General features: G+C 60.9%; 13 protein-coding genes. 4 read left to right on the forward strand and 9 right to left on the reverse strand.

From position 1 onward, the window contains the following. Window positions 1-10 precede the first annotated feature (10 nt). Together NMB39_RS08460 and NMB39_RS08465 are read right to left on the reverse strand one after the other, a co-directional pair. Window positions 11-394 (reverse strand): YbaN family protein, encoded by a 384-nt coding sequence (locus NMB39_RS08460; protein ID WP_057023050.1) that lies wholly within the window; start codon window positions 392-394, stop codon window positions 11-13. Window positions 395-414: 20 nt separating this feature from the next. Beyond that, entirely contained in the window at window positions 415-1,002 is a 588-nt protein-coding gene (locus tag NMB39_RS08465; protein ID WP_043049657.1) for a UPF0149 family protein, read from the reverse strand. Between the two features lie 275 nt (window positions 1,003-1,277). Between NMB39_RS08465 and recQ the strand changes: the two genes are divergently transcribed. Continuing rightward, a complete protein-coding gene (gene recQ / locus NMB39_RS08470; protein WP_057023049.1) occupies window positions 1,278-3,407 on the forward strand; it encodes a DNA helicase RecQ in 2,130 nt (709 codons plus the stop codon). A gap of 121 nt (window positions 3,408-3,528) precedes the next feature. Beyond that, window positions 3,529-3,963, forward strand: coding sequence for a MarR family transcriptional regulator (locus NMB39_RS08475; RefSeq protein WP_046071769.1), 435 nt, complete (start codon window positions 3,529-3,531; stop codon window positions 3,961-3,963). Window positions 3,964-4,092: 129 nt separating this feature from the next. Here NMB39_RS08475 and NMB39_RS08480 read toward each other — a convergent pair whose 3' ends face one another. Further along, window positions 4,093-6,282, reverse strand: coding sequence for a patatin-like phospholipase family protein (locus NMB39_RS08480; RefSeq protein ID WP_494339414.1), 2,190 nt, complete (start codon window positions 6,280-6,282; stop codon window positions 4,093-4,095). A gap of 84 nt (window positions 6,283-6,366) precedes the next feature. Here NMB39_RS08480 and NMB39_RS08485 point away from each other — a divergent pair, with 84 nt between their 5' ends. Then, a complete protein-coding gene (locus NMB39_RS08485) occupies window positions 6,367-6,654 on the forward strand; it encodes an Rdx family protein (RefSeq protein ID WP_046071771.1) in 288 nt (95 codons plus the stop codon). 34 nt (window positions 6,655-6,688) lie between these two features. Here the strand turns inward: NMB39_RS08485 and NMB39_RS08490 are convergent, their stop codons facing one another. The 3 genes from NMB39_RS08490 to NMB39_RS08500 form a co-directional block, all read right to left on the reverse strand. After that, window positions 6,689-6,970 (reverse strand): hypothetical protein, encoded by a 282-nt coding sequence (locus NMB39_RS08490; RefSeq protein WP_056847910.1) that lies wholly within the window; start codon window positions 6,968-6,970, stop codon window positions 6,689-6,691. Between the two features lie 130 nt (window positions 6,971-7,100). Next, complete coding sequence (locus tag NMB39_RS08495; RefSeq protein ID WP_057023047.1) at window positions 7,101-7,985, reverse strand: DMT family transporter; 885 nt, start codon at window positions 7,983-7,985, stop codon at window positions 7,101-7,103. A gap of 98 nt (window positions 7,986-8,083) precedes the next feature. Then, complete coding sequence (locus tag NMB39_RS08500) at window positions 8,084-8,833, reverse strand: AraC family transcriptional regulator (protein WP_057023046.1); 750 nt, start codon at window positions 8,831-8,833, stop codon at window positions 8,084-8,086. Window positions 8,834-8,968: 135 nt separating this feature from the next. Here NMB39_RS08500 and NMB39_RS08505 point away from each other — a divergent pair, with 135 nt between their 5' ends. Next, on the forward strand, window positions 8,969-9,778 hold the full coding sequence (locus NMB39_RS08505) for a UDP-2,3-diacylglucosamine diphosphatase (protein WP_046071775.1): 810 nt from the start codon (window positions 8,969-8,971) through the stop codon (window positions 9,776-9,778). A 124-nt stretch (window positions 9,779-9,902) separates the two neighbouring features. On the opposite strand, the gene NMB39_RS08510 is transcribed toward NMB39_RS08505, so the two are convergent. The 3 genes from NMB39_RS08510 to phhA form a co-directional block, all read right to left on the reverse strand. Continuing rightward, entirely contained in the window at window positions 9,903-11,096 is a 1,194-nt protein-coding gene (locus NMB39_RS08510; RefSeq protein WP_494339413.1) for an amino acid aminotransferase, read from the reverse strand. Next, on the reverse strand, window positions 11,096-11,452 hold the full coding sequence (locus NMB39_RS08515; protein ID WP_005790113.1) for a 4a-hydroxytetrahydrobiopterin dehydratase: 357 nt from the start codon (window positions 11,450-11,452) through the stop codon (window positions 11,096-11,098). The genes NMB39_RS08510 and NMB39_RS08515 overlap by 1 nt, the downstream gene beginning before the upstream one ends. A gap of 98 nt (window positions 11,453-11,550) precedes the next feature. After that, window positions 11,551-12,342, reverse strand: coding sequence for a phenylalanine 4-monooxygenase (gene phhA / locus NMB39_RS08520; RefSeq protein WP_043049667.1), 792 nt, complete (start codon window positions 12,340-12,342; stop codon window positions 11,551-11,553). Window positions 12,343-12,564 lie beyond the last annotated feature (222 nt).

A 12,564-nucleotide genomic window follows, 5' to 3' on the forward strand; every position in this document is an offset into this window, starting at 1 on the left:
CGCAGGTGCGTCAGCGCGGTGGCAGGGTTTTCTGGCGCAGGATATAGATCGTCACCAGGACCGCACTGGTCAGCATGAAACCGCGTGCCCAGGGCAGGGGTACCAGGTAGCAGGAGATCGCGATGCTCAACCACATCAAGCCGATGGCGTAGGCCTTGCCTTTGAGCGGGATGCCATTGCCGTCCAGGTAGTCACGGATCCAGGGGCCCAGGCGCGGGTGCTCCACCAGCCAGCGGTAGAAACGCGGGGAGCTTCGAGCGAAGCAGGCGGCGGCGAGCAGGAGGAAGGGCGTGGTCGGCAACACCGGTAGGAAAATGCCTATCACTCCCAGCGCTACGCTGAGCCAGCCAATGGCCAGCAGCGTATAGCGCAGGAGCAGCGAGCGGTTGCCCATGGGTGCCACGGGCAAGCGACTCAGTGGTGACGTGGCTTGAGGATCGCCGGTTTTTCGTCAGGCGCGTTGCACAGCAGGTACAGCGCGGTGAGGGCTTCCGGGATCTGTACGATCATGTCGTCCATCAGGTTGGCGTCGGCGGCGATGTCGGCGAACTCCGGCTGGTCGTCGAACAGGCCGGAACCGACCATGATCGGCAGCAGCATTTCGCTGACTTCTTCCTCGGCGGTTTCGAACCAGGCGGCTTCGCGCAGGAACACGCCTTCCATGAAACCGATGCACCAGCCGCGCAGGTCGGAGTCGTCCGGTTCTTCACCCAGGTCCAGGTCGCATGGCAGCTCGAATTCCTCATCGGAGGCCAGCTGGCGGCCGATGTGGGCCTTGAGGGCCAGCAGGGTCGCTTCGATTTCTTCGCGCTGGGCGGCGTCGGCGTAGTGAGGCTCTTCGGCGAACAAGGCGTCGATCCACTCACGGTCCGGCACGACGTCAGAAGAGATCGACAGGGCGGTCAGGTAGCCGTGGGCGGCCACGTAGTCCAGCGCCTCGTCATGCAGCTCATCGGCGTCGAGGAAGGCTTGCAGGCGGGTTAGTTGCTCAGCGAAGGACATTGAAGGGCTACCTTGGGAATAAACGATGCTGAATTCTAGGCTTTCTTGAGCGCCCAGGCCAGCCGCACCGCACATTTGCCCGGTTTTAGCGTGGCCGTCTATTCGTCAGGCGCGCCCTTTGGCGGATGATGCTCGGGTATACTGCCGCGTTTTGTGATGCCCCTGCAGGCCCAGCGCCAATCCGGGAAAACTTCGCTTACGGATTATTTACCGTGGCAGCGCATTTTTTCGGCCAGCCTGTACAGAGGGATTTCGGCACCATTTTGGAGTTTTACATGCTCGAGCAGGCTCAACGCGTCCTCAAGGACATCTTCGGCTACGACAGTTTTCGTGGCCGCCAGGGTGCGATCATTGAGCGCGTGGCCAATGGCGGCGATGCCCTGGTGCTGATGCCTACCGGTGGCGGCAAATCCTTGTGCTTCCAGGTGCCGGCACTGTTGCGCAATGGCCTGGCCGTGGTGGTATCACCGTTGATTGCGTTGATGGACGATCAGGTCGCCACCCTTGAAGAGCTTGGTGTCGCCGCTGCGTCTTTGAACTCCACCCTCAGCGCCGAACAGCAGCGCGACCTGGCCGCCCGCATCAAGCGTGGCGAGGTGAAGATGTTGTACCTGGCACCCGAGCGCCTGGTGCAGCCGCGCATGCTGTCCTTCCTGCAGAGCCTGGACATTGCCCTGTTCGCGATTGACGAAGCCCACTGTGTATCGCAATGGGGGCACGATTTCCGCCGCGAATACCTGCAGCTTGGCCAGCTGGCGGAACTGTTCCCCGACGTGCCGCGCATCGCCCTGACCGCCACCGCCGACAAACGTACCCGCGAAGAGATCGTCGAGCGCCTGCATCTGCAGAACGCCGAGCGTTTCCTGTCGAGCTTTGACCGGCCCAATATTTTCTACCGCATCGTACCCAAGGAGCAGCCGCGCAAACAGTTGCTGGCGTTCCTGTCCGAGCGGCGCAGCGATGCGGGTATTGTCTATTGCCTGTCGCGCAAGAAGGTCGACGAAGTCGCCGCGTTCCTTTGCGAACAGGGCTATCCGGCGTTGCCTTACCACGCCGGCCTGCCGAACGATCTGCGTGCCTATCACCAGAAGCGCTTCCTCAACGAGGAAGGCTTGATCATGGTGGCGACCATCGCCTTCGGCATGGGTATCGACAAATCCAACGTGCGTTTCGTCGCGCACATGGACCTGCCCAAGTCCCTGGAGGCCTATTACCAGGAAACCGGGCGCGCCGGCCGTGATGGCCTGCCGGCAGATGCCTGGATGGTGTACGGCCTGCAAGACGTGGTGATGCTCAAGCAGATGCTGCAGAACTCAGAAGGCGACGAACGTCATAAGCGCCTGGAGCAGCACAAGCTCGATGCCATGTTGTCGTTGTGTGAAGAGACCCGCTGCCGGCGCCAGACGCTGCTGGCCTATTTCGACGAAGACATGCCGCAGCCCTGCGGCCACTGTGATAACTGCATCGACGGTGTGCAGACCTGGGACGCCACCGAGCCGGCGCGCCAGGCGTTGTCGACGATCTACCGCACCGGCCAGCGCTATGGCGTGGGGCACCTGGTGGATGTGTTGCTGGGCAAGGACAACGAGAAAATCCGCAGCTTCGGTCACGAGAAACTCTCGGTCTACGGCGTCGGCAAGGCCCGCGCCGAAGGCGAGTGGCGCTCGCTGTTCCGGCAGATGGTTGCCCGTGGCCTGGTCGACATCGATATCGAGGGCTACGGCGGGCTGCGGCTGAATGACAGTTGCCGGCCGTTGCTCAAGGGGGAAGTGAGCCTGGAGCTGCGCCGTGACCTCAAGCCCCAGACCACTGCCAAGAGCAGCAGCACCAGCCAGGCCAGCCAGCTTGTACGGGGCGAGGAGCGCGAGCAGTGGGAAGCCCTGCGCACCTTGCGGCGCAAACTGGCACAGGAACACAGCGTGCCGCCCTACGTTATCTTCCCCGACTCTACCTTGCTGGAAATGCTTCGCGAACAACCCACCACCATGGCCGAAATGGCCCGGGTCAGCGGTGTGGGTGCGCGCAAGCTGGAGCGTTACGGCCAGGCGTTCCTCGAAGTGCTCGGTGGCCAGGCCGAAGCACCGAAGGAAGTGGCCGATATTCGCCACGAACTGATCAGCCTGGCCCGCGCCGGAATGACCCCGATCCAGATCGCCGGTCAGCTGCAATGCTCGGAGAAAAATGTGTATACCTTGCTCGCCGAAGCCATCGGCAAGCAGCAATTGTCGTTGGAGCAGGCCCTTGATTTGCCTGAGGATTTGCTCGGTGAAATCCAGGATGCATTCCTCGACGGAGAAGGCGAATTGCCACCTGTCGTGGAGATCGCTCCATTGTTCACTGGGCGTGTTCCTGAGGGAGTTTTGTACTGCGTACGCGCTGCTTTGCAGTCGGAATTCGAAATTTAGTGTGCCAATTACGACAATGTAACGAATCAGTACATACGGGGCCTTGCCTACTGACATGGCTCATGCTTAGCTGACTAATAATTAGCCACACTTTATTTTCAGTCTTAAACATGAGTTTTTTATGCCGTTAACCGATCAACACCGTTTTGGCATGCAGTTGGCGCAAATGTCCCGAGGTTGGCGCGCCGAGCTGGACCGCCGCCTGGCGGGGCTGGGCTTGTCCCAGGCGCGATGGCTGGTGCTGTTGCATTTAGCCCGTTTTGCACAAGCCCCTACCCAGCGTGAATTGGCACAAAGTGTCGGCGTGGAAGGGCCGACCCTTGCGCGTCTGCTCGACAGCCTGGAAGGTCAGGGCCTGGTGCAACGCCAGGCCGTGGTGGAAGACCGCCGCGCCAAACGCATCCTGCTGTGTGATACCGCTCAACCGCTGATCGACCAGATCGAGACCATTGCCACGGCGTTGCGTCATGAATTGTTCGTAGGGGTGAATGAAGAGGATTTGCGCGTGTGCATGCGTGTGCATGAGCACATCCTGGCGAACCTGGAAAAGTCCTGATCGCCCATTCACTGGGGATCAAAATGTGGGAGGGGGCTTGCTCCCGATTGCGGTGGGCCAGCTACAGAATTGTTGACTGATACCCCGCCATCGGGAGCAAGCCCCCTCCCACATTAGTTCGGTGCTGTGTCAGAAGGTCTGGCCGAGGTTCAGGTACACCGCCTTCTGGTTATCATCATTGAACCCATAGCTGAAATTCAGCGGCCCCAGAGGCGTATCAAACCCGAGGAAGATACTCGCGGCGTTGATATAGCCGCTGTCGAATTCATTATCGTTGTTCCACGCCCGGCCCCGTTCCAGTGAGGCGCCCAGGTACAACGGGAAGTCCAGCGGCAGGTACGAACGCGGGGTCAGTCGGCGGAAGTACACCGCGCGCATCAGGCTGACGTTCTGCCCCGAGATCGCATCTTGGCGAAAGCCCGACAATTGCCGCGCTCCGCCCAGCTGGAAGCTGGAAATCACCACATCCGAATTATCCAGGGTGCGCCCGTAACGACCGCCCAGTATCAATGTGTCCGGGCCATAGCTCATGGCCTTGTCCAGCTTGAACTCCCATTGGCGGTAACGCTGGTCCGAGCCCAGTCCCGGTTCGAATTCACGATAGGCCAGGCCGATGTCCTCGCCGCTATGGGGGAAGTACACGTTGTCAAAGGAGTCGAATGAATATTTAAGTTCATAGAAGCCTTCGCTGAAGCTCACGCTCGGCAGGTCGCGGTCGCCAATACGTACGTCGGCCTTGCCCCAGGCTTCTCCAACGCCGAAGCGGATCTCGCCGCTGTTGCCGATCTGCCGGCCCACGTTCAAGCCGAAACCGTAGCGTTCCAGGCGATATTCGGAAATGGGGTCGTTGTCCAGGACCAGTTCTACGTTCTGCGCCTCGGCTCTGATATACGGCGCGACAAAGTAACGTGAGCCGGTGTCCATCGGCTGGTAGAACTCGCTGTACAGCTCTTGCCGATCACCGATCTGCACCCGCGTCAGCCATTCGGCGCCGAGGCGGTTGATACCGTTGACACGATAGCTGGCGCCGAGATTGAAGGCGCTATCGCCGCGCATATCATCCGACAGGTTCAAGCCCAGGCGCAGGTAATCGGTGCCGCTGCGTTTGCCGCGCGCGCTGATCACCAGGGTATTGTCCGAGCCTTTTTTCACCACGCGGTATTGCACCTGTTCGAAGTAATCCAGGCCGTACAAGGTGCCCATGTCCGATTGCAGGCGGCCCAGGTTCAGTGGCTCGCCCAGCCCCTGGCGGATGTAGTAGCGGATGACGTCGTCACTGACTTTGGAGTCGTTTTCCACCTGTATCGCGGTGATCACCGGGGTTCGCTCGCCCGGCGTGCGAGCAGCCACCAGCTCAGGGTCGATGGGCTCGGCGGGGCGCAGGTGCGCCAGGCGTACATCAAGGGCGCGGGTGGCGCGGTAGCCGGCGTCGATCATGTCCTTGGCGCGGCCGAAATCCGTCACGCCAAAGGCGGCCAGGGGCGGCTGGATCAGCACATCCTTGGGGTTCAGGGCCTTGAGTTGTTCTTCAGAGTTGCGCCGGGTCATCAAGGTGATGGACTGGTTGAGCACGTCCACCACGGTCGCCAGTTGCTTGCGCGAGCGCAGCGGGGTGCCGATATCGACCACGATGGCGATGTCGACGCCCATCTCCCGCGCCACATCCAACGGAATATTGTCGGTCATGCCGCCGTCCACCAGCAGGCGCCCGTCGAGCTCCACCGGGGCGAACACGGCAGGGATCGACATGCTGGCGCGTATCACCTGGGGCAGGTGGCCCTTGCTGAACACGACTTTTTCGCCGGTGGTGATGTCGGTGGCCACGGCGCGGAACGGGATCGGCAGCTTGTCGAAGTTACGGGTGTTGCTGCTATGGGCAAACATGCTTTCCAGCAGCAGTGCCAGGTTCTGGCCCTGGATCACGCCCAGCGGCAGGCCGAGGCTGCCGTCGTCGCGGAAACTGAGTTTCTGCTTGACCAGGAAATCCCGGTCGTCCTGTTTGCGTCGAAACGGTACGTCTTCCCGCGGTGGGGCGTCTGACAGGGCCTGCTGCCAGTCGATACCCAGCGCGAGCTTCTCCAGTTCATCGATCTTGTAGCCCGACGCGTACAGCCCACCAATCACCGCGCCCATGCTGGTGCCGGCAATCGCGTCGATATGGATACCCTGTTCCTCGAGGGCCTTGAGCACGCCGATATGCGCCAGGCCGCGGGCGGCACCGCCGGACAGCACCAGGCCGATTTTGGGGCGTGATGTTTCCAAGGCGTCGGCAAGCAGGGGGACAAGGCACAGGAACAGGCAGGACAACAGGCGGCGCATCATCAATCTCGAGGCTGGGCGATAAAGGCCGCTATTATAGCCACCCGATTCGCCGGGCCCGTCATGTCAGGAGCCGCTTAAATTATGTCTGCAAGCAAACCCGAGATCGTTATCACTTATTGCACCCAGTGCCAGTGGCTGTTGCGCGCTGCCTGGCTGGCCCAGGAGCTGCTCAGTACATTTGCCGATGACCTGGGGCGCGTAGCGTTGGAACCGGCCACCGGCGGCACCTTTCGCATCACCTGTGATGGGGTGCAGATTTGGGAACGCAAGGCCGACGGCGGCTTTCCCGAAGCCAAGGTGCTTAAACAGCGGGTGCGCGATCAGATCGACCCGCAGCGCGACCTGGGCCATAACGATCGTACTCAATGAAGGTCACCGCCACAGAGGGGCGGTGACCCTATCGCTATTTGGCGGCAAGCTTTTGCTTGATAAAACCAACCACCCACGTCAACACCAAGCCACCGACGCCACCGCCGACAATATTGCTGCCGACCGCAGCCACATCCAGCGCTTCGCCATGGGTGGTGCCTGTGAGTGCAGCGACAATCTGGCCCAACACCAGGCCGCCGACCCCGCCGAGAAAGGTATTGAGCCCCGTCCCCAGGCTCTGCCTGGTCATGCCGGCGATGTTGCCGCCGACGGCACCACTGATGATCTGGACCAGCAAGCTGATGAGCATTTCCATAATGAAGCTCCTGCATCGCATTGAGGGATGACCACTCGCTTGCAGCAACTTCAGAAAACACCATGGCTGTCGTCGAGGAGTCTTTATCCGTTGAACGACTACAGACTGTTGCGGACGCTTGAAGTATAGATCAGGCCGTTGCCGTCGGCTGTTTAGCCTGGCTGGCGCTGCCCATCAGGCCGGAAAGCACGATGGCGACGATGATCAAGGCGCCGCCCAGCAGCATGCGCAAGGTCGGCGTTTCGGCGAACAGCAGCCAGGCCACGGTGATGCCGTAGACAGGCTCCATGGCAAACACCACCGAGGCGGTGCGCGCCTTGATCACCGCGAGGCTGGCGACAAACAGGCTATGGGCAAGGCCAGTACAAAACACGCCCAGCAGCCCGATCCACAGCCAGTCAATGGCGCGCACGTCCGCCAGCCCTGGGGCGGCCACCGGCAGCAGACAGGCTGCGACCACGACGTTCTGGCACAGCGCTGCCTGTACCGCAGGAATGCGTCCGGAACTGGCGCGATTGTTCAACGACAACAAGGAGAACAACAACCCCGAGGCGATCCCCCACAGCAACCCGCCCGTGGCCTCGCTGGCAAGGTTGAAATCCGGGGTGACCAGCACCAGGCCAACGGTGACCAGGGTCACCAGCAGCACCTCATTGGCACGAATGCGCTCGCGGAAGATCAACCCTTCAAGGATCACGGTAAAGGCCGGGAAGGCCGTGAATCCCAGGGTCGCCACGGCTACACCGGCGACTTTGACGGCAATGAAGAACGTCACCCAATGGGCAGCCAGCAGCACACCGCTGACCAGCAAGCGGCGCCAGTCGCGCATCTCCAGTTTCTTCCAGGGCGCGTTGCTGGCAAAGCGGGCAAACACCGCCAGGGCAAGCACGGCAAACGCGGCACGCCCAAATACGATGATGGCAGGGGACGCCGCTGCCAGCTTGCCGAATACGCCAGTGAGGCCAAACATCAGTGCGCCGATATGCAGGGCGCCAAGTGCTGAGCGGGGAGTCATTGCGATCCTTGAACCAACGGGGAAACAGCCTCGCAGTCTAGAGGGTTGGTTCGCGGGCGTCTGTCGCCGGCCTCGCGTTTTTTAGCGTGGGACTCTCGTCAGTCGCCCCGGCGCAGGGCGCTAGGGGAGGCGCCAAACTCGCGAAGCATGGCTGCACTGAATGCGCTTTGCGAGGCATAGCCAACGCGCTCGGCAATCTCACCAATGGCCACCGGTGTGCTGCGCAAAAGCTCCAGGGCCATATGCAGGCGACGACTGCGTAGATAATCCATCGGTGTTTGCCCGCGTTCGGCCATGAAGCGTGCATGCAGGCGCGCCACGGAGAGCCCGGCGATACGCGCAAGGTCAGCCACCTGCAATGGGTGCGCAGCGTGGCGCTGGATATGGGCATTGAACGCCGCATAAGGCAAGCGTCGACCTGGCAGCGCTTGGGCCTGGGGATGATTGAGAGTGGCCAGTAACAGCACCGCACCTTGCTGGACGATCAGCGGGTCGTGCACCGGGCCGTGCGCCAGCCACTGCACCAGTTGGCTTTGCCGCGGATTCAGCGTCAGTCGCGACGGTTGCCCCAGCAAGCGACGACTGGCATCGGCATGCTCACCCAAAGATTGCACCACCCAATGCTCGTTTGGCACATCCAGCACCAGGCAGCGACTACCGTCGCGGCTGCCACAGGCGTGGTGGGTGGAGAAGGGCAGCACCATCACACTGCTTTCGCGTACCTGGCTGCCACGGCCATCGACTTCCAGGTCCAGGTGCCCGGACAGACCGAACACCAACTGCGCATGATCATGGCTGTGTGCGATGGGCGCTTCGAGGTAATGGCGTAGCGTGAGGCTCGGACTCATCGCGGTCTCCAGGGCGGCAAGGCGCCAGTCTACAACGCTTTGGGGGCATGAGCGCTGTCATCAGACTGACGCGTAGTTGTCATGGGCTATTAATCGCCAAGGCGCAAGCTCGCGAAAACAGCGTGAGGGATGCCCATGAGCCATGCCGAGTTCACCAAGCCCAGCCGCAAGCAACGGGTGCGAACCCTGTGGATTTCCGACGTGCATCTGGGCACCCGGGATTGCCAGGCCGAACATCTGTCACAGTTTCTCAAGGGCTACCACGCCGACAAGGTCTACCTGGTGGGCGACATTATCGACGGTTGGAAAATGCGCGGCGGCATGTATTGGCCCCAGGCGCACACCAACGTGATCCGCCGCCTGCTGACCATGGCCAAGCGCGGCACCGAGGTGATCTACGTCACCGGCAATCATGATGAGTTTTTAAGGCGCTATTCCAAGCTGATCCTGGGCAATATCCAGCTGGTGGACGAGGCGGTGCATGTGACCGCCGATGGTCGGCACCTGTTGGTGATCCATGGCGACCAGTTCGATGTGATCACCCGTTATCACCGCTGGCTGGCGTTCCTTGGTGATTCGGCGTATGAATTCACCCTCACGCTGAACCGCTGGCTCAATCATTGGCGTGCACGCTATGGCTACGGCTACTGGTCACTGTCGGCGTACCTGAAGCACAAGGTGAAAACCGCGGTGAGCTTTATCAGCGATTTCGAAGAAGCGATTGCCCACGAAGTCACCAAGCGCGAGCTGCATGGCGTGGTGTGCGGGCATATCCACCATGCCGAGATTCGCAAAGTGGGAGAGGTGGATTACCTCAATTGTGGGGACTGGGTGGAGTCATGCACGGCGTTGATCGAGCACTGGGATGGGCATATCGAGCTGTACCGGTTGGCGGATGCGCAGGCCCGGGAGGCGCAGCTCAAGGCTGAAATGGTCACGGGCTAAAAACCAACTCGGTTAAAAATGTGGGAGGGGGCTTGCCCCCGATAGCAGTGGATCAGCCAGCAAATATTCAGCTGACACACCGCAATCGGGGGCAAGCCCCCTCCCACATTGGGTCCCGGGGTTTTCAGTTGGAAACGTCGGCGATGGCTTGGGCCAGCAGTGTCAAACGTGTCGCATCCACCCCGGCCACGTTGGCCCGGCCTGAACTGACCATATACACGCTGTGCTTCTCGCGCAGTTGCTTGACCTGATCGGCACTCAAACCGGTATAGGAAAACATTCCGCGTTGTGCGCCGATATGGGCAAACTTCTCGGCCAAGCCATGGGGCGCCAAGGCTTCCACCAACCCGGAACGCAAGTGCGCGATCCGCGAACGCATGGCCTCGACTTCCTCGCTCCAGAGTTTTTTCAGCTCGGCATCACCAAGAATGGTCGCTACCACGGCAGCACCGTGATCCGGCGGTGTCGACCACAGGTTGCGGGCGATATTCGCCAGTTGGCTGCGCACATCGGTGAGTTTTTCCGCATCCGCTGCACATACGATCAGCGCGCCCACACGATCGCGATACAAACCAAAATTCTTCGAGCAGGAACTGGTGACCAGCACTTCCGGCAGTTCAGATGCGAACAATCGCACCGCCCAAGCGTCCTGCTCCAGGCCATCGCCAAAGCCCTGGTAGGCAAAGTCGATCAGCGGCAGCAACTGGCGTTCACGCACAATCTGCAACACCTGGCGCCAGTCATCCTGGGACAGGTCGAAGCCGGTCGGGTTGTGGCAGCAGGCGTGCAGTAGCACCACATCGCCCTCGGGCACCGCCGCCAGCGTTGCCAGCATCGCCGCCACATCCAGGCGGTTGTCACTGCCCACGTAAGGGTAATGACTGACCTTGAGGCCAGCCTTGGCGAAGATGGTTTCGTGGATCGGCCAGGTCGGGTTGCTCAGCCACACGCCACGGCCAGGCAGGCTCTGGGCGATAAAATCGGCGCTCAAGCGCAGGGCACCGGTGCCGCCCGGGGTTTGGGTGGCGCCGGCACGGCGCTCACGAAGCAAGGCCGAATCGGCACCGAGCACCAGCTCGCTGATCAGGGTGCCAAAAGCTGCGTCGCCATGGCCGCCGATGTAGGTCTTGGTCACCTGGGTATCGACCAGGCGCTGCTCCGCAAGCTTCACCGAGTGGGGAATTGGCGTCAGGCCCTGGTCGTCCTTATAGACGCCCACGCCCAGGTCGAATTTGTTCGGGTTGGCGTCCTGGGCATACAGGTCCATCAGCCCGAGGATCGGGTCGCCGGGCACGCGGCCAATGGCGTCGAAGTGCATTACTTGCGGCCCTCGGCAGTCTTGGCCACTTCGTCGGTGCGTGCGGCCATGATGAAGTCGTTGCGGTGCAGGCCCTTGATGGAGTGGCTCCACCAGGTCACGGTGACTTTGCCCCATTCAGTGAGCAGGCCAGGGTGATGGCCTTCGGCTTCGGAGATTTCACCCATGGCGTTGGTAAAGGCCAGGGCGAACTTGAAGTTCTTGAACAGGAAAACCTTTTCCAACTGCATGACGCCGTCGCGCACTTCGATGTTCCAGTCGGGGATCTGCTTGAGCAGCACTGGCAGTTCTTCATCGCTGACTTGCGGGGCATCGGCGCGGCAGGCTTCGCAGTGGGCTTGGTTCAAGGTGGTCATGGGAGGTGTCCTGAATTCGAATGTTTGAAGGTCAGTGGCGTTACCCTAAAGCAACGCGGGGCCAGGGAACAGACTCACCTGGCCTGAAAAGGCACAGCTCAAGCCGCTTTGGGCTTGGGAGGGAACTTCGGTGCGTGCAGCCCCAATTCCATACCGCGCTCGACCATGCCCATGATGTCTTCCTGCGCCACGTCGAACAGGCGCTTGAGTTCGGGCAATACGAAGTACAGCGGTTGCAGGATGTCGATGCGATATGGGGTGCGCATCGCTTCCAGCGGGTCGAAGGCTTGGTGCTCGGGCTCGTCCGACAGGCAATACACGCTTTCTTTAGGCGACGACAGAATGCCGCCACCGTAGATGCGCCGCCCTTGGGGCGTGTCCACCAGGCCAAACTCGATGGTCATCCAGTACAGGCGCGCCAGGTACACCCTTTGCTCCTTGGTCGCCGCCAGGCCGAGCTTGCCGTAGGTGTGGGTGAATTCGGCGAACCAGGGGTTGGTCAGCAAAGGGCAGTGGCCAAAGATCTCGTGGAAAATATCCGGCTCTTGCAGGTAGTCCAATTCTTCGCGGGTGCGAATGAACGTCGCCACCGGAAACTGCTTGCTGGCGAGGAGCTCGAAGAAGGTCTGAAAGGGAATCAGCGCCGGCACGCGGGCTACTTGCCAGCCGGTGGTTTCGGCCAGCACCTTGTTGATTTCGCCCAACTGGGGGATGCGATCCAGGGGCAGGCCCAGCTTGTCGATGCCGTCCAGGTATTCCTGGCAGGCGCGACCCTCGATCACCTTGAGTTGACGAGTGATCAGGGTATTCCACACCGCGTGTTCTTCCGGCGGGTAGTGGATAAAACCTTGCGCATCGGGCTCGCGGGCCACGTAGTGCGTCTGCTTCATACGGCTCTCCTGCTAGGCATTCGTTCTTGTTATGTCCTGCGATGCACTATTGATAACCCGGTGGGCGCAGGATTCCATCTAAGTTGCCCCTGGGTATGTAGGAAAAATTACCGTTTTTCGTAAAGTATTCGTTACGGATGGATGACTTATCCGCGCTATGGGCTGGGAAACGCCTACGCTCTGTCACATAATCTTGACGACTATCTGCGCTCGGCGACAAAA

This window comes from Pseudomonas sp. FBCC-B545, assembly GCF_059134095.1.

Bases quoted from the DNA above. Each gene is read 5' to 3' on its own strand.
- NMB39_RS08505 (WP_046071775.1), top strand. From the start codon at position 8,969: ATGAGCCATGCCGAGTTCACCAAGCCCAGCCGCAAGCAACGGGTGCGA.
- NMB39_RS08500 (WP_057023046.1), bottom strand. From the start codon at position 8,833: ATGAGTCCGAGCCTCACGCTACGCCATTACCTCGAAGCGCCCATCGCA.
- NMB39_RS08510 (WP_494339413.1), bottom strand. From the start codon at position 11,096: ATGCACTTCGACGCCATTGGCCGCGTGCCCGGCGACCCGATCCTCGGG.
- NMB39_RS08475 (WP_046071769.1), top strand. From the start codon at position 3,529: ATGCCGTTAACCGATCAACACCGTTTTGGCATGCAGTTGGCGCAAATG.
- NMB39_RS08490 (WP_056847910.1), bottom strand. From the start codon at position 6,970: ATGGAAATGCTCATCAGCTTGCTGGTCCAGATCATCAGTGGTGCCGTC.
- NMB39_RS08495 (WP_057023047.1), bottom strand. From the start codon at position 7,985: ATGACTCCCCGCTCAGCACTTGGCGCCCTGCATATCGGCGCACTGATG.
- phhA (WP_043049667.1), bottom strand. From the start codon at position 12,342: ATGAAGCAGACGCACTACGTGGCCCGCGAGCCCGATGCGCAAGGTTTT.
- NMB39_RS08485 (WP_046071771.1), top strand. From the start codon at position 6,367: ATGTCTGCAAGCAAACCCGAGATCGTTATCACTTATTGCACCCAGTGC.
- NMB39_RS08460 (WP_057023050.1), bottom strand. From the start codon at position 394: ATGGGCAACCGCTCGCTGCTCCTGCGCTATACGCTGCTGGCCATTGGC.
- NMB39_RS08480 (WP_494339414.1), bottom strand. From the start codon at position 6,282: ATGCGCCGCCTGTTGTCCTGCCTGTTCCTGTGCCTTGTCCCCCTGCTT.
- NMB39_RS08515 (WP_005790113.1), bottom strand. From the start codon at position 11,452: ATGACCACCTTGAACCAAGCCCACTGCGAAGCCTGCCGCGCCGATGCC.
- recQ (WP_057023049.1), top strand. From the start codon at position 1,278: ATGCTCGAGCAGGCTCAACGCGTCCTCAAGGACATCTTCGGCTACGAC.
- NMB39_RS08465 (WP_043049657.1), bottom strand. From the start codon at position 1,002: ATGTCCTTCGCTGAGCAACTAACCCGCCTGCAAGCCTTCCTCGACGCC.